18 protein-coding genes are annotated in these 23632 nt (G+C 45.7%); 7 read left to right on the top strand and 11 right to left on the bottom strand.

The window, feature by feature from the left end; genetic code table 11:
* Positions 1 to 9 precede the first annotated feature (9 nt).
* From ZX61_RS16280 to hrpB, 10 genes are all read right to left on the bottom strand, one after another.
* Positions 10 to 1041: an ABC transporter ATP-binding protein gene (locus ZX61_RS16280; RefSeq protein WP_049845649.1), complete on the bottom strand. Its 1032-nt coding sequence runs from the start codon at positions 1039 to 1041 to the stop codon at positions 10 to 12.
* The gene (locus ZX61_RS16275) at positions 1041 to 2666 is read right to left on the bottom strand and encodes an ABC transporter permease (RefSeq protein ID WP_049845648.1); all 1626 of its coding nucleotides are present in this window, start codon (positions 2664 to 2666) and stop codon (positions 1041 to 1043) included. The genes ZX61_RS16280 and ZX61_RS16275 overlap by 1 nt, the downstream gene beginning before the upstream one ends.
* 175 nt (positions 2667 to 2841) lie before the next feature.
* The gene (locus ZX61_RS16270; protein ID WP_049845647.1) at positions 2842 to 3858 is read right to left on the bottom strand and encodes a Fe(3+) ABC transporter substrate-binding protein; all 1017 of its coding nucleotides are present in this window, start codon (positions 3856 to 3858) and stop codon (positions 2842 to 2844) included.
* Between the two features lie 160 nt (positions 3859 to 4018).
* Positions 4019 to 5248: an ammonium transporter gene (locus ZX61_RS16265; protein ID WP_049845646.1), complete on the bottom strand. Its 1230-nt coding sequence runs from the start codon at positions 5246 to 5248 to the stop codon at positions 4019 to 4021.
* 26 nt (positions 5249 to 5274) lie between these two features.
* The gene (gene glnK / locus ZX61_RS16260) at positions 5275 to 5613 is read right to left on the bottom strand and encodes a P-II family nitrogen regulator (protein ID WP_004742633.1); all 339 of its coding nucleotides are present in this window, start codon (positions 5611 to 5613) and stop codon (positions 5275 to 5277) included.
* 188 nt (positions 5614 to 5801) lie between these two features.
* A complete protein-coding gene (locus tag ZX61_RS16255; RefSeq protein WP_049845645.1) occupies positions 5802 to 6173 on the bottom strand; it encodes a YacL family protein in 372 nt (123 codons plus the stop codon).
* 278 nt (positions 6174 to 6451) lie between these two features.
* Positions 6452 to 9040 (bottom strand): bifunctional aconitate hydratase 2/2-methylisocitrate dehydratase, encoded by a 2589-nt coding sequence (gene acnB / locus ZX61_RS16250; protein ID WP_049845644.1) that lies wholly within the window; start codon positions 9038 to 9040, stop codon positions 6452 to 6454.
* Between the two features lie 298 nt (positions 9041 to 9338).
* Positions 9339 to 11627: a patatin-like phospholipase family protein gene (locus ZX61_RS16245; protein ID WP_049845643.1), complete on the bottom strand. Its 2289-nt coding sequence runs from the start codon at positions 11625 to 11627 to the stop codon at positions 9339 to 9341.
* A gap of 86 nt (positions 11628 to 11713) precedes the next feature.
* Positions 11714 to 14077 (bottom strand): penicillin-binding protein 1B, encoded by a 2364-nt coding sequence (mrcB, locus tag ZX61_RS16240; protein ID WP_049845642.1) that lies wholly within the window; start codon positions 14075 to 14077, stop codon positions 11714 to 11716.
* Positions 14074 to 16527: an ATP-dependent helicase HrpB gene (gene hrpB / locus ZX61_RS16235; RefSeq protein WP_049845641.1), complete on the bottom strand. Its 2454-nt coding sequence runs from the start codon at positions 16525 to 16527 to the stop codon at positions 14074 to 14076. Before hrpB ends, mrcB begins: the two co-directional genes overlap by 4 nt.
* 62 nt (positions 16528 to 16589) lie before the next feature.
* Here hrpB and sfsA point away from each other — a divergent pair, with 62 nt between their 5' ends.
* The 7 genes from sfsA (at position 16590) to panC (ending at position 22513) form a co-directional block, all read left to right on the top strand.
* A complete protein-coding gene (sfsA, locus tag ZX61_RS16230; RefSeq protein WP_049845640.1) occupies positions 16590 to 17321 on the top strand; it encodes a DNA/RNA nuclease SfsA in 732 nt (243 codons plus the stop codon).
* A 121-nt stretch (positions 17322 to 17442) separates the two neighbouring features.
* Positions 17443 to 17889 (top strand): RNA polymerase-binding protein DksA, encoded by a 447-nt coding sequence (dksA, locus tag ZX61_RS16225; protein WP_049845639.1) that lies wholly within the window; start codon positions 17443 to 17445, stop codon positions 17887 to 17889.
* A gap of 71 nt (positions 17890 to 17960) precedes the next feature.
* On the top strand, positions 17961 to 18851 hold the full coding sequence (gluQRS, locus tag ZX61_RS16220; RefSeq protein ID WP_049845638.1) for a tRNA glutamyl-Q(34) synthetase GluQRS: 891 nt from the start codon (positions 17961 to 17963) through the stop codon (positions 18849 to 18851).
* Positions 18852 to 18932: 81 nt separating this feature from the next.
* Positions 18933 to 20300 (top strand): polynucleotide adenylyltransferase PcnB, encoded by a 1368-nt coding sequence (gene pcnB, locus ZX61_RS16215; RefSeq protein ID WP_049845637.1) that lies wholly within the window; start codon positions 18933 to 18935, stop codon positions 20298 to 20300.
* Positions 20297 to 20782, top strand: coding sequence for a 2-amino-4-hydroxy-6-hydroxymethyldihydropteridine diphosphokinase (gene folK, locus ZX61_RS16210; RefSeq protein ID WP_049845636.1), 486 nt, complete (start codon positions 20297 to 20299; stop codon positions 20780 to 20782). Before pcnB ends, folK begins: the two co-directional genes overlap by 4 nt.
* A 22-nt stretch (positions 20783 to 20804) precedes the next feature.
* The gene (panB, locus tag ZX61_RS16205) at positions 20805 to 21599 is read left to right on the top strand and encodes a 3-methyl-2-oxobutanoate hydroxymethyltransferase (protein WP_049845635.1); all 795 of its coding nucleotides are present in this window, start codon (positions 20805 to 20807) and stop codon (positions 21597 to 21599) included.
* Between the two features lie 11 nt (positions 21600 to 21610).
* Positions 21611 to 22513, top strand: coding sequence for a pantoate--beta-alanine ligase (gene panC, locus ZX61_RS16200; RefSeq protein WP_049845634.1), 903 nt, complete (start codon positions 21611 to 21613; stop codon positions 22511 to 22513).
* Between the two features lie 348 nt (positions 22514 to 22861).
* On the opposite strand, the gene ZX61_RS16195 is transcribed toward panC, so the two are convergent.
* Positions 22862 to 23632: an ABC transporter permease gene (locus ZX61_RS16195; RefSeq protein ID WP_049845633.1), complete on the bottom strand. Its 771-nt coding sequence runs from the start codon at positions 23630 to 23632 to the stop codon at positions 22862 to 22864.

Below are 23632 nucleotides of genomic sequence, written 5' to 3'. Positions count from 1 at the left end.
ATTTTTTATCTAGAAAGCTAACACACCTTGAGTTTCGACCTTGACCGACACTTGCTGGCCTATGGTAAGAGGCTCGGCAGAACTCGCTAGCAAACGACTTCCACTCGCATCAATCACGTAACGACAGTGATCACCCATAAATTGCTGCTCTAATACGGTGACGCTGCTGTCTTCTGCCGCACTAATCTGAACATGCTGAGGGCGAAGCAGTAATTCACAACTGTCACCGATTTGAATATGTTGCTGGGCAGTTGCTTCGACTAAGCCTAGTTCAGTTTCAAATTCTGACTCTGAAGAGCGTTTAGCAGTTAAGTAACTACCTCCGCCGAGGAAGTCAGCGACAAACTTACTTGATGGCTGGTAATACAGCTCGCTCGCTGTGCCATACTGTTCAATCACACCGTGATTCATAACCGCCATCTTGTCAGAAAAAGCAAACGCCTCTTCACGGCTATGAGTTACGAAAATCGCCGTTACCCCCTGATTCTTAAAGATCTTACGGATCTCGGCAATCAGCTCGTGTCGCACTTGAGTATCAATATTTGAGAAAGGCTCGTCGAGCAGTAATAAGTCTGGCTTATAAGCGAGGGAGCGAGCAATAGCAACACGCTGTTGCTGACCACCAGACAATTGATGCGGATAGCGCTCGCTATAACCATCAAGATGCACTAACTCAAGCATTTCTTCGACTTTCGCTTTTTGCTCACCGAACGGTAATTTACGTAAGCCGAAGGCAACGTTTTCTGCCACGGTTAAGTGTGGAAAAAGCGCGTAATCTTGGAAGATCATACCGATATTACGCTGCTCTGGAGGAAGCCAGTTCGCACCGTCATCAATGGTCATACAGTTTAGGCTCATGGTGCCAGAACTTAATGGTAACAACCCTGCTATCGCTTTAAGTAACGTTGTTTTGCCACAACCACTTGCCCCAAGCAGACAAACAATTTCACCTTGCTCAACTTCTAGCGACAGTGACTCTAGCACCGTCGTTTGCTCATCGTATTTACACGTTAAGTCTTTAATTGATAATGCGCAGTTCATTAGTGGGAATGCTCCAGTGAACGGTTAACAATAACTAAAGGCACCAAACCAACCAGCACTAACAGCACCGCAGGTAATGCAGCGAGTTCTAGATGCTCATCAGAGGCAAAGTTATAAACATAAGTTGCAAGAGTTTCAAAGTTGAATGGGCGCAGCAGCAGAGCCGCATTGAGCTCTTTCATTGACTCGATAAAGACCAACAGACCCGCGATCAAAGCGCCTCGACGAACTAACGGGAAATGAATGCGCCACAGCATGGAATTAGCACTACAACCCATGGTTCTTGATGCCATATCAAGCGATGGAGATACTTTACTTAAACTGCTTTCAATACTGCCTATTGCGACCGCAGAAAAACGCACGACCATAGCGAAGATCAAAGCAAACATAGAACCAGAAAAAATCAAACCTGGTCTGCCCCACTCCATGAATTTAGCAATGTCGTTGACCAAGTGGTCCATAAATAACACAGGCACCATCACACCTATAGCGAGGACAGTTCCAGGGACTGCATATCCCATTGAGGATAAGCGCATAAATGCAAGGCTCTTACGCCCAGGGTTGACGCGTTGGCAGAAGTTGACAATCAATGCGACCACAACACCAATAATGGCAGCGGTTAGGGAAACATACAGGCTATTAAGCGCATACTCACGAAATTCCGCCGTCCAACTTTGGCCGAAATATTTGTAAGCATAGATAATCAACTGCCCAAGCGGGAAAATAAACGCGATACAGACAAGCCCCCAACACCAAGACAATGCTAGCCACTTTCTCCAACCAGCTAACTCATAGCGGAAGTCTTCACGGCTACTGAATTGGTTTTGAAATAATTTTTGCTTGCGGCGACTGTAGCGTTCGGAGCTGAGTAGGAGTATGACAACAACCAACATTATCGCAGAAATTTTTGCCGCAGCCGTTAAGCTCGAATAACCAAGCCAAGTATCATAAACCGCAGTGGTTAGCGTATTGACCGCAAAGTAGCTCACCGTGCCAAAATCACCAATGGTTTCCATTGCTACCAGCGACAAACCAACCGCAATCGACGGTCTAACTAAAGGTAAAGAGATACGGCGAAAGCTCTCCCAAGGCGAGCATTTCAATAGACGGGCAGATTGAAGCAAAGAGACGTTTTGCTCCATAAAAGCAGCACGGCACAAAAGGTAAACATATGGATAGAAGACTAACGAAAGAACAATAATCGCACCGCTCAGGGTACGGATGTCAGGAAACCAATATTCCCCTGGCCCCCACCCCGTCAGATCGCGCAGCAAAATCTGAACTGGTCCGGCAAAGTCAAACCAATCAGTAAAAATATACCCAACGATATACCCCGGCATCGCTAGCGGAAGTACCAGAGCCCATTGAAGGACTCGCTCTCCGGGGATTCGGCACATCGCCATAATCCAAGCGGAAGGAATACCAAACACGAGAGACAACACCATAGTACCAATAACCAGTACCACAGTATTAAACGTGTAAGTTGGCATTACCGTTGACATCAAATGAGCAAAAAGCTCATCGGTTTCACCAACAGCTGTCATGAATATCGCTAAGATCGGCAAAACCAGTAGTAAAGCAAGCGCTCCGCTACTGGTTCCCCATAAATAATTTTTTTCTTTCATCGCCTACTTACAACCAGGAATTATGAAATATAAATGCGTTTGCAAATACCTCTCATATCCCTTTAATAGTTTAGGGTATTTATACCCTTATAAACAAACAACCTCAAGTAACCCTACAAAAAGAGCGACTTGAGGCTGTGCTTATTTAGAGAGTCAATGACTCACCAAAAAACTATTATAGGTCGAACTTAACTTCGTCTAGTAGTTTGATCGCTGCTTCGTGGTGGCTAGCAACATCATCTAGAGAAATAGTATCTGGCTTGAAATCACCCCAAGACGCAACCAGTTCTGAACGCTTAACGCCATCTTTCACTGGGTATTCGAAGTTAACTTCAGCATACATGCTTTGTGCTTTATCGCCCGCTAGGAACTCCATAAGCTTCACTGCATTCTCTTTGTTTGGAGAGTGTTTAGCCATCGCCATACCAGAGATGTTTACATGAGTACCTGTCGTCTTCTGGTTAGGGAAGTTGATGTAAACTGCATCAGCCCAAGCTTTTTGCTCTGCATCGTTAACCATCTTGCCTAGGTAGTAGCTGTTACCAAGAGAAACGTCACATAGACCTTCTTTGATTGCTTTAACCTGTGCACGGTCATTACCTTGTGGCTTACGCGCTAGGTTAGCTTTAACGCCTTCTAACCACTCTTTAGTTGCGGCTTCGCCTTCGTGAGCAATCATTGCAGAAACTAGAGATACGTTGTAAGGGTGCTTACCGCTACGAGTACAGATTTTGCCTTTGAATTCAGGCTTAGCTAGATCAGCGTAAGTGAAGTCTTCACCTAAACGGCCAACTCGGTCACGTGAAGAATAAACGCTACGAGTTCGAGTTGTTAGGGCAAACCACTCGTTGTCAGTATCTTGGTACTGAGCTGGAATGTTTTTTTCTAGAACTTCGCTTTCAACCGCTTGAACAAGGTTTTTCTTAGTCAGTTCAGATAGACGGCTAATATCTACAGTTAGAATCACGTCTGCTGGGCTGTATTCACCTTCTTGAGCTAGCTTCTCTGCTAGACCTTTCTTAGCAAACTTAACGTTTACTTTAATACCTGTCTCTTTAGTGAACTCGTTGAACATTGGCTCAACTAGGAAAGGTTGACGGTAAGAGTATACGTTCACTTCTTCTGCAGCGATCGCCGCTGTAGGTGCGATTGTCGCGCAAGCTAGTGCAGAAAGAGTCAGCAGTTTTTTCATTGGTTCAGTCCTTTAACTTCGTAATGATAACGTTTATCAGTTGCGTTATTATATTCATCACAATTTAGAAAACAATGATGCGAAACAAAAAAACCTGCTCATTAGAGCAGGTTTTTGATACTTTTATTTGTAACTATATGTAACATCACACTTAGTGTAATTACTTCACCGTAACGAATTCAGGATATGCACCTACGCCACAGTCGTGCATGTCCATTCCTTCCATTTCTTCGTCCTCAGAGACTCGGATACCCACTGTTGCTTTCAGCACAGCCCAAACCACTAGGCTTGCACCAAATACCCAAGCAAAAATCACCAGCGCACCTAGTAGCTGAGCACCAAATGTCGCATCACTATTACTTAGTGGCACAACCATTAGACCAAAGAAGCCACATACGCCGTGTACTGAAATCGCACCAACTGGATCGTCAATCTTAAGCTTATCTAGGCCGATAATGCTAAATACCACTAGCGCACCAGATACTGCACCGATTGCAACAGCGTAAAGCGGTGATGGTGATAGAGGGTCAGCAGTGATAGCAACAAGACCTGCTAATGCACCGTTAAGAATCATAGTCAGATCCGCTTTACCCCAAGTTGTTTTACACACTAGTAACGCTGCAATTGCACCTGCAGCTGCGGCTGCGTTCGTGTTCAAGAAGATTTGACCAACTGCGGTAGCATTTTCAAAATCAGATACCATTAGCTGAGACCCACCGTTGAAGCCGAACCAACCAAACCATAGGATAAAGGTACCTAGTGTTGCAAGAGGCATATTTGACCCAGGAATTGGGTAGATTTCACCATTCTTACCGTATTTACCTTTACGAGCACCTAGAAGTAGAACACCTGCGAGAGCTGCAGCAGCACCTGCCATGTGAACAATACCTGACCCTGCAAAGTCACTAAAGCCAGCTTCTGATAGGAAACCACCACCCCAAGTCCAGTAACCTTCCATTGGGTAGATAAATGCTGTTAGTACTACCGAGAAGATTAAGAAAGACCATAGCTTCATACGTTCAGCAACAGCACCTGAGACAACTGACATTGCGGTCGCGACAAACACTACTTGGAAGAAGAAGTCTGACTCTAAAGAATGGTCAGCCCCTTCGCCTTGAGTACCGATGAGTGCACCAAATGATGGTAACCAACCGCCTTCACCATTATCAACATACATGATGTTGTAACCAACGATGAGGTACATAGTACAAGCGATCGCGTACAAGCAGATATTTTTGGTCAGAATCTCAGTGGTGTTCTTTGAGCGAACCAGACCCGCTTCTAACATGGCAAAACCTGCTGCCATCCACATTACCAACGCACCCGAAATGAGGAAGAAAAAGGTGTCTAGTGCGTAACGTAACTCTGTTACTGTTGTTGTTAATTCCATCTTATTGTCTCCAATCCTTTGAATTCTTAAAGCGCTTCGGCGTCCATTTCGCCGGTACGAATACGTACCGCTTGGCTAAGGTCATAAACAAAAATTTTGCCATCGCCGATTTTTCCGGTGTGTGCTGCTTTTGAAACCGCTTCAATCACGCGGTCTACATTTTCTGCCTGAGTTGCTATTTCAAGTTTTACCTTCGGCAAAAAATCAACTTGGTACTCAGCACCACGGTAAAGCTCGGTGTGACCTTTCTGACGGCCAAATCCCTTAACCTCTGATACTGTCATCCCTTCAATACCAACATCGGCTAGGGCCTCACGAACATCGTCTAACTTGAACGGTTTGATAATCGCATTTATAAGTTTCATCGCATCCTCTCTGAAGCTGTCATCCTTTTGCTTATTAGTAATCCAAGGTACGTGCCAACTTATTAAGTTATTGATTTAAATAAAAACAAGCCTCAAATATAGCTCAACAAACAAAAAGGGCGCACCAACTCGGTGCGCCCTTTTCACAAAATTAAAGCAAGTCTAAGATAGCTCACCACAAAAGTGCATTACTTGGTTGTGAGAAAAGTTTTCCATTGCTCAATTAGATCTTCGAAGTCTTCCAACCCACAGTTAGCTGTACTTTCACTGTCATAAAAATCAAACTCGCTATTTGCGTCCATCTCCTGACCATGAGCAAGTACATTTTCTTGAACCGTTGCTTCATCACCTTGAATCATTAGGGAAATTTCAGTGCCTTCTAAGGCATGCTCTTGTTGAGGGTTAGAGCGTGCTTCGCGAATTAAATGATCAACGCGATCAATTTTCTGCCAATCTTTACCAATTTCTTCCTGCAGCCAACGTGCAACAATTTCGTGCCCCATACTGGACTTCACATAGTATTCGCCCATTAAAGTGTTCCTAATAAACTCGAATTCCATAGGGCGCCTCTTGTAGTTCTGCCAAACTTAATCGGCGGGAGTATACAGGGTCGGGAATCAAGGGTCGAGAATTGGGGATCTCCTCAAGCGAGTAGATAGCTTAGTGAGATTCCCTACTCCTTCCTTCGTCAGTCTAGGGAATGGCAGAATTAAAATAGATCCTACTACTCTCGCATCTAGAGCGAAGCGTTCCATAGGACGAAGTCCGTTCCCATGGTCTAAAAAAAGCGCCCACCTTTTGGCGAGCGCTATATCATTTCTTGAACCGCGACTAAACGTTAGACTGGCTCTTGAAAAATTACTTCATCCGCTTTCTTAGTGTACTCTTCCATCTTATGGAAGTTCAGGTAGCGGTATGTATCCGCTGCCGTTGCATCAATCTTCTGAGCGTACTCCAAGTACTCTTCCTTAGTTGGGATACGACCTAGAATCGCACCCACAGCAGAAAGCTCTGCTGACGCTAGGTAAACATTCGCACCAGTACCCAAACGGTTCGGGAAGTTACGAGTAGATGTTGACATGACTGTCGCTTTGTCGGCAACACGTGCTTGGTTACCCATACATAGCGAACAACCCGGAGTTTCTATACGAACTCCCGCACGGCCAAAGATACCGTAGTAACCTTCTTCCGTTAGCTGGTCTTTATCCATCTTAGTTGGTGGTGCAACCCATAGGCGAGTGCTTAGGGAACCATTGAACTCTTCAAGCATCTTACCCGCAGCGCGGAAGTGACCGATGTTAGTCATACATGAACCGATGAACACTTCGTCGATGCTAGTGCCCTGAACTTCAGACAGCAGACGCGCGTCATCAGGGTCGTTTGGTGCACAAAGTACTGGCTCTGTGATATCAGCCAGATCAATCTCGATAACGTGCGCATATTCTGCGTCAGCATCTGCAGATAGTAATTCAGGGTTCGCCAGCCACTCTTGCATTGCAGTAATCCGACGTTCGATTGTACGCACGTCACCGTAACCTTCTGCGATCATCCACTTAAGCATGGTGATGTTCGAGTTTAAGTACTCTTCGATAGACTCTTGAGATAGCTTAACGGTACAACCTGCTGCGCTGCGTTCTGCAGATGCATCAGAAAGCTCGAATGCTTGCTCTACAGATAAGTGCTCAACACCTTCGATCTCTAGGACACGGCCAGAGAATTCGTTGATCTTACCTGCTTTCTCTACAGTTAGTAGACCTTGCTTGATACCGTATAGCGGAATTGCATGTACTAGGTCACGTAGCGTGATACCTGGCTGCATTTCACCTTTGAAGCGCACCAAGATTGATTCTGGCATATCAAGCGGCATAACACCTGTCGCAGCAGCAAATGCCACAAGACCAGAACCAGCAGGGAAGGAAATACCTAGTGGGAAACGAGTATGCGAATCACCACCTGTACCTACTGTATCAGGTAGAAGCATACGGTTTAACCATGAGTGGATAACACCATCGCCCGGACGTAGAGAAACACCTGCGCGGTTCATGATGAAATCAGGTAGAGTATGGTGAGTGTTAACGTCAACTGGCTTAGGATATGCCGATGTATGACAGAAAGACTGCATCACAAGATCTGCAGAGAAGCCAAGACAAGCAAGGTCTTTTAGCTCATCACGCGTCATAGGACCCGTTGTATCCTGAGAACCTACCGTTGTCATTTTAGGCTCACAGTATTGACCTGCGCGAACGCCTTCAACACCACATGCTTTACCAACCATCTTCTGAGCTAGTGTGTAGCCCTTATCTGAAGCTGATGGATCAACAGGCTTAGCAAATAGATCCGTCTCTTCTAGGCCTAGAGATGTACGAGCACGGCTTGTTAGGCCACGACCGATGATAAGTGGAATACGACCACCAGCACGAACCTCATCAAGTAGCACTTTGCTCAGTTCGAAGCTAGAAATCTCTGCACCACCTTTACGTACAACACCTTCGTATGGGTAGATATCAATCACATCGCCCATGTTCATGTCTTGTACATTCAATTCGATCGGTAGCGCACCTGAATCTTCCATTGTGTTGTAGAAGATTGGCGCGATCTTACCGCCTAGACACACACCACCAGTGCGCTTGTTTGGTACATATGGGATATCATCACCCATAAACCAAAGCACTGAGTTGGTTGCAGATTTACGTGAAGAACCGGTACCAACTACGTCACCAACGTATGCTAATGGAATACCGTCTTTCTGTAGTTCTTCAATTTGCTTAATTGGACCAACACTACCTTGTTCATCAGGGTTGATGCCGTCACGTTCCATTTTAAGCATCGCTTTTGCGTGCACAGGGATATCTGGGCGAGACCAAGCATCAGGTGCTGGAGATAAGTCATCGGTGTTCGTCTCACCGGTCACTTTAAATACTTTAACCGTGATTTTTTCAGCAACTTTCTCTTTTGAAGTAAACCATTCAGCGTCAGCCCATGACTGAAGAACTTGCTGCGCGTAAGTATTACCAGCTTTCGCTTTCTCTTCTACATCGTAGAAAGCGTCAAACATAAGTAGAGTGTGTGAAAGTGCTTTAACTGCGATTGGCGCTAACGCCTCATCTTCTAGCAACTCAACGAGTGGAGCGATGTTGTAACCGCCCTGCATGGTACCAAGCAGTTCAGCTGCTTTTTCACGGCTAACAAGCGGCGATTCCACTTCACCTTTTGCGACGGCCGTTAGGAAACCAGCTTTAACGTAGGCAGCTTCATCAACACCAGGAGGGATACGATTCTCTAGTAGGTCAAGAATAAATGCTTCTTCACCTTGAGGTGGGGTTTTAAGAAGTTCAACTAGGCCGGCAACTTGCTCAGCGTCCAGTGGTCTAGGAACAACTCCTTCAGCAGCACGCTCTTCGACGTGTTTACGGTAGGCTTCAAGCACGACTTTTTCCTCTCATTGCGGTTCCTCCCTCTTATGCTATTTATTCAAAGAATAAGGGAGTGAACATCCTTGGAAACTTGGCTCTCCTTGCCATATTTTTCATTCAATGCTGACTGATAAACAGTGCCAGAGAGGCCAAACTGTGGGCGGTAGGATAGCAAATTTAACGTTAAATTAAAAACTAATCATTTTGACCAACATAGCAACTTAAGACTAAAGTTCTATGATTTTTCCCGTTAAATCTGCCAAAGTCCTACTTGATGACAATGGGATATTATGGCGTTTAATGAAACTCACGTTACTTAAATGTAGTGCCTATGATTAAGTAGAATGAGTCAAAATTCTGCTCAGTGCGGCCATAGCCAAACATAATGGGACCTACTGGCGAATCCACTCCAGCAAACACTGAACCAGCAGCATATAACGGTGCATCATCAATATCTAAGTCGGGATCATTCCAGACGCCGCCATATTCCATTGAACCACCAATATAGAATGGTGAAGTAAATAAGCCAAAATCGTTATCAAACCACCGGTAACGGTAAACAAGGCTGCCGAACACTTTATTTTGCCCAATTAAGCTATTACGTGGGATCCCCGATAAATTTAGAAAACCACCAATTTCTTTAGGATCAATTGGGATAGATGAGTTTTTATTGTTTACGAACCCTACATCTATATTTGCAACCAAAGTATGGCGAGCAAAAGTCTGTGCTGCGATCATTTTCGCACCAAACTCATACGCAGTGTCTTCTTCTACCATAGTCTCCCTGAACAAGGTTCCACCGACACTTTCATCGTGAGAGATTAAATAATCTAAATCAAGGTATAAACCTCTGCGTGGTAGGCTGTAGTTATCCAGAGTATCGATTCGATAATTGGCAAAAACACCCAATCGCTTATAGTCTAAATCTAGATATGACGGCAGGGTCGATAGCTCCCCATCTCCATCAACATACCTTGCGCCAGTTTTAAATCGTCGCCATAAGGTATCTTGATAGCCTAACGCCCACTCCGCGGTCCATTCGCTATAAGTTAATGGGAAATAATTTTTTGTTGCTGATAGCGTCGTATCTTCAAATCCAGAATCAGGTAGGTTACGTTTCTCGCTACTGTACGTGACCCCAAAAGTGGTAAATGCTTTCTGACTGGAAAAGAAAGGACTATACAGCTGCGCTTGAAACAGCTTGTCTGTCCCAATTTCAAAATTGGTTCTTAATTCTGCGCCAAAGTCATTCAAGTTGGTAAAATTACTCGATATGCCAATCGAATACTGGCTATCTGTTGTAAAGTCATCTTCTAGGAAAAAGCGAAAATTAACGTAGTTTGGTCCCCAGGACTTTTCATTAACATCGACAATTAAGCTATCTTGTCCATCAACAACGTCATAGCGATATTTGATCAGCTCAAAGCGGTCTAAAGCATACAAGTCTTGAACACTTTGTTCTACCTCGGCCAAAGAGTACTCATTACCGGGCTCCAACCTTAGACGCTGCTCTAACAGTTCATCAGCGTAGTGAGTTTTGTTGTTTATCACCACATTCTGCACTGTGATTTCATCTCCATATCTTAATTCACGACGCACATCTTCCTTATGATCAACGTATTTTTGATATTGCCCAGAGGAAAGACTGAGCTTTTTGAGCAACTCTTTGTTCTCCATTGTCACCTGATAACCTTTTTCAAAAGCGTCAGGCATCTTGGCAAATTCCGTCGTTTCCATATCACCGACTTCAGGGCGTAGATACAGATCTTTTTCAGTAAGCAATTCTGCCTGCTGATTAGTGGTATTTCGTACTAGATAGTTAGATAGCTGATCAGCAACAGTAAATAGCGTGGTAAAGTCTTCTTCATCCTTGTATTCAGTACTAATATCAACGGCAATCACAACATCGGCACCAAGATCTCGGGCAACGTCCACCGGCATATTATTTGTGACCCCACCATCGACAAGCAATCGACCATCAAGATTATACGGTGGTAGGGCTCCGGGTACTGACATACTCGCCATCATAGCATCGACTAAGTAACCACGATCAATCACAACAGGTTCAAGGTCGATAATATCGGTCGCGACTGAGCGGTAAGGAATCGCTAACTCATCGAAAGACTCAAATGGAGGCAAGTTCCCTGCGGTTTCACGCAGCAGCTTTAACATTCCTTGCCCCTGAACAATACCTCTTTTGCCGCGAATTTCACCCCAGCGCAGCCCTAAATCAGTGGTTAACTGGTATCTATCTTCGTACTCTTTGTCTTGCACTTTACGCTGGCTGCGATCAACCCTGTCGCGGTAGCCGCTATTCCAATCCACTGTATGGATAAAAGACTCGATTTCATCCGCACTCATACCTGTCGCATACAAACCACCAACGTATGATCCCATACTGGTACCAGTAATAATGTCGACAGGAACTCTTAGCTCTTCAAGCGCTTTCAATACACCAATATGTGCCGCCCCTTTTGCTCCACCACCAGCCAACACAAGCGCCACTTTCGGTCTTGTCTCTTGGGCAGATTCTGCTTGAGCCAACGCATTAAATGTAATGCTTCCGATAACACATGCTAGGAAGCCAATGAGTTTGGTCACGATTCGAGTTCCTTTCTAAAGCCTATGCTGTGTTTATACTGGCAGAGTTGATCATCGTAAAGCATTAATATTCAACACAATGATTGCTACCAACTAAATAATTTCTTTAACCACTGCTTCGGCTGACTATCACACTGTTTTTGTAAACGGCCACTGACATCCCAGATAGGCAACTTAAACTCATTCGAGCAGTCGAGATCTAGGCTGCCTTGCGCGGTTTTAGCAAAACCCAAGGTACTCACCCCTTGTGGCCAAGGCAGGGTTAATTTCTCCGGAATTCGATGCTTTAGATATTCTGCATACACGCGTAATGCCCCGCTAGAGCCTGTTAGCTTGGTCGGTTTATTATCATCGCGGCCAAGCCAGATAGTGGTGACCTCTCGCCCATCAACGCCAACAAACCAACTATCTCGGGTGTCGTTACTGGTGCCTGTTTTACCAGCAAGCGCCGCCCAAGCAAACTGACTATTGAGATAACGGCCTGTTCCTTCTAATACGCCGCGTTTCATCGCGTAAGTCGTTAACCAAGCTGCTTGTTGATCAACAGTTTGCGACACTCTAGGTAAAGACTGGTACAGCACATTGCCATCAAGGTCGATCACTGAACGTAATGCCGATAGTCTTGCCTGTTTGCCTGAGTTAGTCAGGGTTTGATACATCTGTGCCACTTGGAAGGGGGTCAATGTGAATGAGCCAAGGAACATAGAAGGTACTGGGCGAATTTCGTTTTTATCCACCCCAAGCTTTTCTAACGTTTTAACCACGCTCGGGATGCCTAGCTGCATTCCAAGCTCAACTGTTGGTACATTGAGTGACTTTGCCAATGCAATATACAAAGGCACATCACCGCGGAATTTACGGTCATAGTTGCGTGGGGACCAAACGTTGCCTTTACTACCTTTTAAGCTGATCGGTTTATCGTGCAAGGTTGTCGCTAGGTTGTACTTTTCCGGTTGCTCCAGTGCGGTTAGGTACACAGCTGGCTTGGCTAAAGAACCAATTTGGCGACTGGCGTTCAGCGCTCGATTGAAGCCATCATAGCCAGTGCGCTTACCGCCGACCATGGCGCGAATTTCTCCGCTATGGCGATCTACAGCGACTGCGGCACCTTCAAGAGACTTACCCGCAACATTGGCAAGTTGCGGGATCTTTTTAGCGATCGCCTGCTCTAACTCTTGCTGAGATACAGGGTCTAGTGAGGTAAAGACTTTTAAACCAACATCCGATTGGAATGCCTCACCCACTTTCTGTTTTAGTTCAATGTTCAACTGCTGGAAATAGGAAGGCTGACGGCTAGCAATACGTGGGTTGTCTTGGATATCCAGCGGTCGACTTGCTGCCATGTCATATTGGCGCGCCGTTAAGATATCGTGTTGCATCATCAGACGCAGCACCAAGTCGCGGCGCTTTTTTGCTCGCTCAGGGAAACGAACCGGATTGTAGTATGAAGGCCCTTTGACCATACCTACTAATAAGGCGAGCTGATCAATACGTAATTCTTGAATCGGTTGCCCAAAGTAAAGCCGTGATGCTAAGCCAAAACCGTGAATCGCCTGTCCGTGGCTCTGCCCCAAATAAACTTCATTAAGATACGCCTCTAAGATCCGATCTTTGCTGTAACGATGGTCGAGTATTAACGCAATATACGCTTCGCGGATTTTTCGCCACAAGGTGCGATCACTTGATAGGAAGATATTCTTCGCCAATTGCTGCGTAAGCGTACTTCCCCCCTGAACCGTTCGTCCGGCTTTGACATTAGCGACCAAGGCTCGTGCAATCGCGAGTGGAGACACCCCCTCGTGTTGGTAGAAGTCGCGATCTTCAGTCACTAGCAAGGCATCAATCATCACCTCTGGGAATTGCTCGCGCTTAACAAACAACCTTTGCTCATCGTGATTTTTCTCGAGCATTCCCAACATCTTAGGTTCAACTCGTAGATAACCTAAATCACCTTTTTTCTCCAGTGACTCAATTCGTTGCAAACTACTTTGCGAGAAATATAGCATCACATGACGATCCGGCTCAGGGCCATCAGAAAACTCAAAAGGTCGGCGGATAAGCTCTATCTTGGTGGATGATGAAGAGTACTCGCCGGGAAACCGCGGCTGACGCACCTTACGATAATTGAGAACATCCAGTTCATTACGGACTTCTTGGATCGTAATCGCATCACCGGGAGCTAAGTTGAGAATACGCGCATAAACCACAGTTGGTAAGTCAAAAAGCTGTCCTTCAAAACGCTGTTTTACCAAGCTATCGAGATAGATCCCAACCACTAGTAGGACGGCACATCCCGCCAAAGTCAGCTTCCAACTAAAGCCCCAGATTGCCTTCAACCAAGAACGTTGCGGTTTCTTTTTCGGACTGCGTTTCGGCGATTTAGACGCACGTTTACGAACAGGTTTCTTAGCGGTGCTTTTGGTACCTGTCGAGGCTTTTTTTTTGGTCATGAGTTCATTTGTCGTTTGGTTTTCGTTGTCGCTACGTGGTTAGCCGGATCGTCAGGCCACACATGTTTCGGGTAGCGCCCTTTCATCTCTTTCTGCACTTCTTTATATGCCCCACTCCAAAAACTCGCCAGATCACGCGTTACCTGAAGTGGCCTCTGTGCAGGAGAAAGCAACTCTAAAACTAAACGTTTTCTACCCAAGGCAATTTCTGGCGAATCTTGCTCACCAAAAACTTCTTGCATTCGAACGGATAGAACAGGTTCTTGCCCTTGCTGATAGCGTATTTTTTTCTTGCTGCCCGTAGGAACTTGGTAATGTGTCGGCAACCATTTTTCTATGTCTTGATTTAACGGCCAACCTAAATAGGCCATTAGAGCAGCCTCGATGTCGACTTTCGCTAATGCTTTTACAGAGCCAACACCCGTTAAGTACGGCTCTAGCCAGATGGCCAGATTGTCCAACAGTCCAGATTCATCAAGCGCAGGCCATTGTTGCTCAGGTAACCACTCCTGCCCACAGCGAATTCGTTCCAATAACTCGATACTTTGCGCGCTCCAATTTAATACCGAAAGCCCTTTGCGTTGAACGTAATTAAGTAAAGCTTGCGTCATTTTTTCGCGCGAGGGTTCAGGAAGCGATGCTGTCTCAGTGATTAAGCGACCGATCTTTGTCTGTCGCTGAGCAACGAGTCGACCTTTTTGCTCATCCCAATCCACAACCTCTTGCCGTCTAAACAACTCCGGAGAGTGATTTTGCAGCTCAAACACATCTAGCTCTACCGCTGTCAAAACCTGCGAGGACTCTGAGTGGCTGCGCATTAAGTCCAACACCACTAAATAGTCGCTACTCGCCAACCTTTGCGTATCTTGGATTTGCGCACCATGTCCATTAGCCAATAAGAACCTACCAATCTGATTCACTCTCGCCTTAGCAATTCGATCAGGAAAAGCCTGCGCTAACAACACTGCTACCCTTGACTCATCGACATCATCTAAACAAAAACGATGGCCCATTCGCTTAGCTATCACCTTCGCTCGCTCGATAACCATTTTCTGTTTGCTATGCTTGCCTTGCTTGAAACGATGCATGCTATGCATAAAGTCGAGAGTATTGCGCTCTGGCTCTTCCAACAGAGCGACAATCGCTGAGGCTGTTTCTAGCGAGCAGTTCGCTTTGGCGAGCATAGCGCAAGACCTCGGCTCTAAACCTAGCTTCGAGGCAAGTTTTCCCGCTTCTGTTAACTGGCTTTTGTTATCCAATAACCCAAGTTGCACAAGCAGCGCTTTGGCTTGGTTTATAGCGCTAGCGGGTGGTACATCTAACCAGCCCAGTTCAGCGGGAGTTTTCGCTCCCCACTGAGCAAGTTCAAGAACCAGATTAGACAAATCAGAATGCAGAATTTCCGCCTGAGGCACATAAGGTTGTTGAGCGAGTTGTCCTTCGGAATATAAGCGTACACAAATACCCGGTTCGATTCGTCCAGCCCGTCCAGATCTTTGCTCGGCTGAAGATTGAGCAATTCGAGTCTGCTCTAAACGCGTAACACCGCTTTTTAGGTCAAACTTAGCCACTCGTTCATAACCACAATCAACCACTAGCCTGATGCCTTCGATTGTGAGTGAGGTTTCGGCAATATTAGTGGCCAACACCACCTTACGTTGACCACTCGCCACAGGTTGTATAGCCGCTTGTTGTTGGGAAAAGTCGAGCTGTCCATATAGTGGGCACACCTGAATGTCACTCGTCAACTGCTGTAAACGCTCTTCGACACGTTTGATCGCCGCTACGCCGGGAAGAAAAGCCAATAAAGATCCTGACTCACTGCTCATCAGAGCAGAAATCTGTTTTGCCATCTGGTCTTCCAAACGCTCATTTGGCTTGGGAAGCACGTAACGATGTTCAACAGGATAGCTACGTCCATGTGACTCAACGTACTCTGACTCTGGGAGTAAACGAGATAGAGCATGTTGATCTAACGTTGCCGACATCACCACTAGCTTGAGATCATCACGTAGCACTTCCTGAATCTCTAGGCAAAACGCCAGAGCCGTATCAGCATGAATACTGCGCTCGTGAAATTCATCGAAGATGATCAGGTCAACACCTATCAGTTCAGGATCAGACTGAATCATGCGTGTTAGAATGCCTTCAGTAACCACTTCTAATTGAGTCTGCTCACTGGTCTGATTCTCACCACGAACGCGATAACCGACACGCTGCCCGACTCTTTCACCCAATTGCAGGGCGAGATATCGAGCAATGTTTCGCGCCGCCAGTCGTCTTGGCTCAAGCATAATGATCTTGCCTTTCACCACTTTCTGCCTAAGCAGTTGCAGTGGAAAATAGGTTGACTTACCCGCACCAGGTGCCGCTTTAAGGATCAATTGAGAACAAGTGCGAACAGCAGAAAGTAATTCTGGCATCACGCCTTCAATAGGCAGTTGTGACAATGGGATGACCTTATGGTGTAATGTTGGCAACTATTGTACATAAAAACAGTAACTAGTCCCAAATGAAGTTCGATCCCCCTTTAGATTCAGCTACGTTAGTTAAGCGTTATAAACGCTTTCTCACCGACATTACTTTGCCAGATGGCAGTGAGCGCACAATCCATTGCGCTAACACTGGCGCTATGACTGGCTGTGCGACGCCCGGTAATAAAGTATGGTATTCAACCTCTGACAATCCGAAGCGTAAATACCCAAACAGTTGGGAGCTAACAGAAACAAGTCAAGGCCATCGCATCTGTATTAACACCGTGCGCGCAAACCAATTGGCGGTAGAAGCAATAGAAACGGGAGTGATTGCAGAGCTACAGGGCTATGACCAACTTCAAACAGAAGTGAAATATGGTAATGAAAATAGCCGGATTGATATCTTGCTCAATTCAAAAAATCAACCAAAATGCTATATAGAGGTTAAAAGCGTCACCTTATTAGATGAGGAATTACAAGGCCAAGGGTATTTCCCAGATGCAGTCACTACTCGTGGACAAAAACATCTGAGAGAACTCACAGAAATGGTGCAATCTGGAAGCAGAGCGATACTTTTGTTCACTGTTTTACATTCAGGGATTGAAAAAGTCTCTCCTGCACTCCATATAGACGCCAAATATTCACAATTACTGAAATACGCTCAAGAACAAGGAGTGGAAGTACTGTGCTACAAAGCAGAGCTTTCAAGCGATGAGATCAAACTGGTCAAGTCACTCAAATTTAGCCATTCACGGCCAAAAATGATGTGACCTTCACAATGACAGTAAGTTTAGTCTCCAGTATTTGCCTCCAATGATTCTTTTTGCTATAGATACCCGCCTTAAAAATAACTGCGAGCGCAGTTGACTAGGTGTTAGTAGGAGATGCTGCATGCCAGAATCAAAGAAAAAAGCGCTAGGCATCCTAGCCATTGCAGGGGTTGAGCCATACACAGAGAAAGCTGGTGAAGAATACATGTCACCTGAGCAGTTGGCTCATTTTACAAAAATTCTATCAGCTTGGCGCAACCAGCTCAGGGAAGAAGTTGATCGCACTGTACACCATATGCAGGACGAGGCAGCAAATTTCCCAGATCCCGTTGACCGTGCTTCTCAAGAAGAAGAGTTCAGCTTAGAGCTACGTAACCGTGACCGTGAACGTCGTCTGATTAAGAAGATCGAAAAGACGTTGAACAAGATCGAAGAAGATGACTTTGGCTTCTGTGAATCTTGTGGTGTCGAGATCGGCATTCGTCGTCTAGAAGCTCGCCCAACCGCAGATCTTTGTATTGACTGTAAGACTCTTGCAGAAATCAAAGAGAAGCAAATGCAAGGTTAATACAGACTTGCAATAACTATTGAAGGGAGCTGTGGCTCCCTTTTTGGTTTGTATCACGATTTAAAAACAGTATGAGTTATATTGGTCGCTTCGCTCCATCCCCATCAGGCCCTTTGCACTTTGGCTCTTTAATTGCTGCACTGGGCAGTTATTTCCAAGCCAAAGCTCATCATGGCCAATGGCTAGTGAGAATTGAAGACTTAGATCCTCCACGAGAAATGCCAGGGGCCGCTGCGTTGATTTTGCAAACCTTAGAGGCTTACCATCTTTATTGGGATGGCGAAGTGGTTTATCAAAGCAAACGGTATGAGCTGTATCAATCGCAAATAGAACGCTGGCTAAAATCTGGACAAGCGTATTATTGCCAGTGTACGCGTAAGCAAATTAAAGCGCTCGGTGGCTTCTATACAGGAACCTGTCGCGATCTTGACTTAACCAATCATGACCAATGTGCGATTCGTTTGCGCATGACTCAGCCAGTTTATCAGTTTGAAGATAAGCGCCACGGCACGTTAACTATCCCTGCCTCACTGGCAAATGAAGATTTTATTATCAAGCGCCGCGATGGATTGTTCGCCTATAACCTTGCTGTAGTATTGGATGACATTGACCAAGGAGTGACAGAGGTAGTGCGTGGAGCAGACTTAATTGAGCCAACGGGCAGACAAATAAGCCTTTATCAAATGCTAGATCGTAGACCTGTAAACTATTTGCACCTTCCGTTGGCGCTTGATACAAATGGTCATAAGTTGTCCAAACAAAACCATGCCAAAGCGGTAGATAACGATAACCCTAAGCCCGCACTACTTGATGCAATGCAGTTCTTAGGGTTTGATATTACGGAAGAAATTCGTCGGTCAAGTATAGATGAAATCATTGAATGGGGTGTGAAGAACTGGCATGTTACTCAGTTGCCTTCATCGACTGAGATCACACCATTATTCTCAAACCGCTCGCTGTAGGCTATTATAAGCCGCAAATTCGCCCCTTGCGGGCCTAGGAAACTAAACTCACGCAAGGTTGGTTTAACCAATGATTGCCAGATGCACATGAATAAAAACGACTATACACCCAGCGAATCTCGAGCAATTACTGAGCTCGATTTAAATATTATTACTCGCCAAGAGCATAACATCTCGCGCAAAAAAATCAGTGATAATGCATTGAAGGTGCTATACCGTCTTCATGGTGCAGGCTTCGACGCATATCTTGTTGGTGGTGGTGTTCGAGACTTACTTCTTGGCCAAGCGCCGAAAGATTTCGACATTGCAACTAATGCCACGCCAGAGCAAATCAGACAGCTATTCAAAAACTGCCGTTTAATTGGTCGTAGATTCCGCCTAGCCCACATTATGTTTGGTCGCGACATCATTGAAGTGGCCACCTTCCGTGGTCATCATCAGGAACCGAGCAAAAATGTCTCGCAACAATCGAAAGAAGGTATGTTGCTACGTGACAATGTTTACGGCACCATTGATGAAGATGCCGAACGTCGTGACTTTACCATCAATGCTATGTACTACAGCATTGGGGACTACTCAATTCATGATTACGCCGGCGGTAATGAAGATCTAGAAGACAAGCTGATTCGTTTGCTTGGTGATCCTGAAACGCGCTATCGCGAAGATCCAGTACGTATGTTACGCGCTATCCGCTTTGCCGTAAAACTCGACTTCGACATCGAAGAAGACACTGCAGAGCCGATTGAAGCTCTGTCAACTTTACTGCAAGACATCCCACCAGCACGTCTTTATGAAGAATCACTGAAGATGCTGCAATCGGGTCATGGCTTAGAAACCTACCACCTGATGCGTGAATACAACTTATTCCAGCAATTATTTCCAGCCATTGCTGAGTTCTTCACTGAGGACTACTCATCACAGACTGAGCAGATGCTTGACCTTGTATTGGATTCTACTGACCAACGAATTGAAGAAGGCAAGCGTATTAACCCTGCGTTTATGTTCGCCGCTATGCTTTGGTACCCACTACAAGAGAAAGCTAAACAGTTGATGGAGACACGAAAGCTTGCTTTCTATGATGCGATTATGGAAGCCAGCAACTATGTTCTTGATGATCAGGTCCGTACCATAGCGATTCCCCGCCGTCATACCGCGACCATCCGCGAAATTTGGCAACTGCAATTACGCATGCCACGCCGCAACGGTAAACGAGCCTTCCGTTTAATGGAACTCAACAAATTCCGTGCAGGTTTTGATTTCTTAGAGATGCGCGGTGAAATTGAACAAGGTGATACCGAGCAGCTGGCTAAATGGTGGGAAACCTTCCAAAACGCGGGCCGTAACATGCGTCAAGCTATGGTTGCCGATCTCGATGCATCTGCAGACGGTCAACCAAAGCCGCGTAGGCGCAAGAACTACCGTAAGAAAAAGCCGAAGGCATCATCATGATCACGGTATTTATCGCTGTAGGTAGTAATCTTAGCGATCCTGTCTCACAAGCTAATGCGGCTATTGATGCATTAAAACAACTGCCAAAGTCAGAGTTTATACGTAGCTCTTCGTTATACAGCAGTACACCGATGGGCCCTCAAGACCAACCTGACTACATCAATGCCGTAGTGGAAGTAAAAACAGAATTAACGCCACTTGAACTGCTTGATTGCACCCAAGCTATTGAACAAGAACAAGGGCGCGTCCGTAAAGAAGAGCGTTGGGGTCCAAGAACCCTAGATCTCGATATTGTTCTTTATGGCAATGAGGTGATGGATTCCGAGCGCCTAGTCGTTCCTCATTACGGAATGAAAGAGCGTGAATTTGTGCTCTACCCGCTCGCAGAAATCGCACCAGATTTAACCCTCCCATGTGGGACCAGACTGGAAGACTTACTGAAAGTCGTTGATCAAAACGGTCTGCGTATTTGGCAATCATAGCCAACTCCTGTAAGGAAAAATCATGAAAAAAATTTCTATCAACGACCTAATGAAATGGAAGCAAGAAGGTCGTAAATTTGCAACTTCTACCGCTTACGATGCAAGCTTCGCTCAGCTATTCGAAAGCCAAGAAATGCCAGTACTGCTAGTAGGTGACTCGCTAGGTATGGTTCTTCAAGGCGAAACTTCAACGCTACCCGTGACAGTAGAAGAGCTTGCTTACCATACTCGCTGTGTTCGTGCCGGCAGCCCTAACTGTTTATTGATGGCTGATATGCCATTTATGAGCTATGCCACACCAGAGCAAGCGTGCGAAAATGCCGCGACTCTGATGCGTGCTGGTGCAAACATGGTAAAAATTGAAGGTGGCGACTGGCTAGTTGACACGGTGAAGATGCTTACAGAACGTGCGGTTCCTGTCTGTGCTCATCTAGGCTTAACGCCTCAGTCAGTGAATATCTTTGGTGGTTTCAAGGTTCAAGGCCGAGAACAAGATAAAGCCGATCGTATGGTTCGTGATGCACTTGCTCTGCAAGAAGCAGGCGCACAAATCATTTTGCTTGAATGTGTTCCAAAAGAACTCGCCGCACGAATCACTGAAGTGTGTGATGTGCCAGTGATTGGTATTGGTGCAGGAAACGTCACTGACGGTCAAATCTTAGTTATGCACGATATGTTCGGTATTGCAGCGAACTACATGCCAAAATTCTCGAAAAACTTCCTTGCTGAAACGGGTGACATGCGTAAAGCTGTAACCAAATACAAGCAAGACGTTGAAAGCGGTACTTTCCCAGACGATGAACACACAATCGCGTAAGGATTATAGTCATGCAAACTTTTGCTGAAATTGGCGCTCTTCGTGAGCAGATTAAGCAGTACAAGCGAGATGGCCGTAAGGTGGCTTTTGTTCCAACGATGGGCAACCTTCACGAAGGTCACTTAACATTGGTGCGCAAAGCGCGTGAATACGCAGAGATCGTCGTAGTTAGCATTTTCGTCAACCCTATGCAATTTGATCGCGCTGACGACTTGAACAACTATCCTCGTACCTTGGAAGATGACCTCAGCAAGCTAAACAGCGAAGGAGTAGAAGTTATCTTCACCCCAACGCCAGAGATCATTTACCCGAATGGTGTTGAGAGCCAAACTTCGATTGAAGTTCCAGGACTTTCAAACATCCTTGAAGGTGCGTCTCGTCCAGGTCACTTCCGCGGCGTCGCGACCGTAGTAACCAAGCTGTTTAATATAGTTCAACCAGATGTTGCCTGCTTTGGTGAGAAAGACTTCCAGCAACTTGCAGTGATCCGCAAACTGAGCGAAGACTTGGCACTTGATATCGACATCATTGGCGTGCCAACGGTACGTGAAATGGACGGCTTAGCAATGAGTTCTCGTAATGGCTTACTAACCATTGATGAACGCCAGCGTGCTCCTGTGCTTGCACGCACCATGCGTTGGATTAGCAGTGCGATTCGAGGTGGCCGTGACGACTACGCGTCTATCATTGAAGATGCAAGTGATCAGTTGCGTGCTGCCGGTCTGCAGCCTGATGAAATATTTATTCGCGATGCACGCACTCTGCAAACAGTCACTCCCGAAACACCTCAAGCGGTGATTCTAATGTCTGCTTTCTTAGGTAAAGCACGCCTTATCGACAACCAAGTAGTTGAATTGGCTGTTGAAGCTAAGGAAGAAGAGGCAACTGAGACGCCTTCAGAAAGCGCTGAATAGCGAGAAGCGAGAAGCGAGAAGCGAGAAGCGAGAAGCGAGAAGCGAGAAGCGAGAAGCGAGAAGCGAGAAGCGAGAAGCGAGAAGCGAGAAGCGAGAAGCGAGAAGCGAGAAGCGAGAAGCGAGAAAAGTTTGAAGGGTTGATATGAAAGTATCAACCCTTTTTGTTTTTTACGGTCATCCTCAAGAGTGAGGAACGAACGAGTTGGGGATCTCATCAAACTACCGACTCTCTGTAAGAGATTCCCTACTCCTTCCTTCGTCAGTCTAGGGAATGACGATTAACCCCAAAGGGCGAAGCCCGTTCTCGATTCTCGCGACGCAGCCCGATCTCTAGAACGCAGTCCGTTGCTAACTACGCAGTCCAATCCCACGTGTCACTAGGTAATGAGCCACAGCATACAAAGCGATAACAAACACCCCAAGCACACTAAACGAAGTCAAAATCCCCACATCAGATACACCTAAGAATCCGTAACGGAATGCATTAACCATGTAAACGATCGGGTTGATCTTTGACACTCCTTGCCAAAATTCAGGCAATAAACTGATTGAGTAGAACACACCACCCAAATACGTTAACGGCGTTAAGACGAAAGTTGGGATAATTGAAATATCGTCAAAGGTTTTGGCAAACACCGCATTGATCAATCCGCCCAGGGAGAACACAACAGAAGTCATAAACACAGTCGCAATAATAATCCCCCAATGTTCCACTTGAAGATCAACAAAGAATAACGATACGAAAGTCACGATCGTGCCAACCAGTAAACCACGTACAACACCGCCCATCACATAGCCTAAAATGATCACATAGTTAGGCACTGGCGCAACCAATAGCTCTTCAATGTTCTTTTGAAATTTTGAGCTAAAAAACGAAGAAGCGACATTCGAGTATGAGTTAGTGATCACCGACATCATAATAAGGCCCGGCACAATATATTCCATGTAGCTAAAGCCGTTCATCTCACCAATGCGTGAGCCAATTAAGCTACCAAAGATAATGAAGTACAGCGTCATGGTAATCGCTGGTGGGACCAGAGTCTGAACCCAAATACGAGTAAAACGATTGACTTCTTTTGTCAGCAGGCTACAAAAGGCGGTCCAGTATAGATGATACAT

Source organism: Vibrio sp. VPAP30 (genome assembly GCF_001188205.1).
Lineage (GTDB): Bacteria > Pseudomonadota > Gammaproteobacteria > Enterobacterales > Vibrionaceae > Vibrio > Vibrio bivalvicida.
Note: the sequence above shows the minus strand (reverse complement) of the source record. Positions and strands in the feature narration are given on the sequence as shown.

What these genes read in the sequence shown, in the direction of transcription:
- ZX61_RS16280 (WP_049845649.1), bottom strand. Translation starts at nt 1,041, where the DNA reads ATGAACTGCGCATTATCAATTAAAGACTTAACGTGTAAATACGATGAG.
- ZX61_RS16275 (WP_049845648.1), bottom strand. Translation starts at nt 2,666, where the DNA reads ATGAAAGAAAAAAATTATTTATGGGGAACCAGTAGCGGAGCGCTTGCT.
- ZX61_RS16270 (WP_049845647.1), bottom strand. Translation starts at nt 3,858, where the DNA reads ATGAAAAAACTGCTGACTCTTTCTGCACTAGCTTGCGCGACAATCGCA.
- ZX61_RS16265 (WP_049845646.1), bottom strand. Translation starts at nt 5,248, where the DNA reads ATGGAATTAACAACAACAGTAACAGAGTTACGTTACGCACTAGACACC.
- glnK (WP_004742633.1), bottom strand. Translation starts at nt 5,613, where the DNA reads ATGAAACTTATAAATGCGATTATCAAACCGTTCAAGTTAGACGATGTT.
- ZX61_RS16255 (WP_049845645.1), bottom strand. Translation starts at nt 6,173, where the DNA reads ATGGAATTCGAGTTTATTAGGAACACTTTAATGGGCGAATACTATGTG.
- mrcB (WP_049845642.1), bottom strand. Translation starts at nt 14,077, where the DNA reads ATGACCAAAAAAAAAGCCTCGACAGGTACCAAAAGCACCGCTAAGAAA.
- sfsA (WP_049845640.1), top strand. Translation starts at nt 16,590, where the DNA reads ATGAAGTTCGATCCCCCTTTAGATTCAGCTACGTTAGTTAAGCGTTAT.
- dksA (WP_049845639.1), top strand. Translation starts at nt 17,443, where the DNA reads ATGCCAGAATCAAAGAAAAAAGCGCTAGGCATCCTAGCCATTGCAGGG.
- gluQRS (WP_049845638.1), top strand. Translation starts at nt 17,961, where the DNA reads ATGAGTTATATTGGTCGCTTCGCTCCATCCCCATCAGGCCCTTTGCAC.
- pcnB (WP_049845637.1), top strand. Translation starts at nt 18,933, where the DNA reads ATGCACATGAATAAAAACGACTATACACCCAGCGAATCTCGAGCAATT.
- folK (WP_049845636.1), top strand. Translation starts at nt 20,297, where the DNA reads ATGATCACGGTATTTATCGCTGTAGGTAGTAATCTTAGCGATCCTGTC.
- panB (WP_049845635.1), top strand. Translation starts at nt 20,805, where the DNA reads ATGAAAAAAATTTCTATCAACGACCTAATGAAATGGAAGCAAGAAGGT.
- panC (WP_049845634.1), top strand. Translation starts at nt 21,611, where the DNA reads ATGCAAACTTTTGCTGAAATTGGCGCTCTTCGTGAGCAGATTAAGCAG.
- ZX61_RS16195 (WP_049845633.1), bottom strand. Translation starts at nt 23,632, where the DNA reads ATGTATCATCTATACTGGACCGCCTTTTGTAGCCTGCTGACAAAAGAA.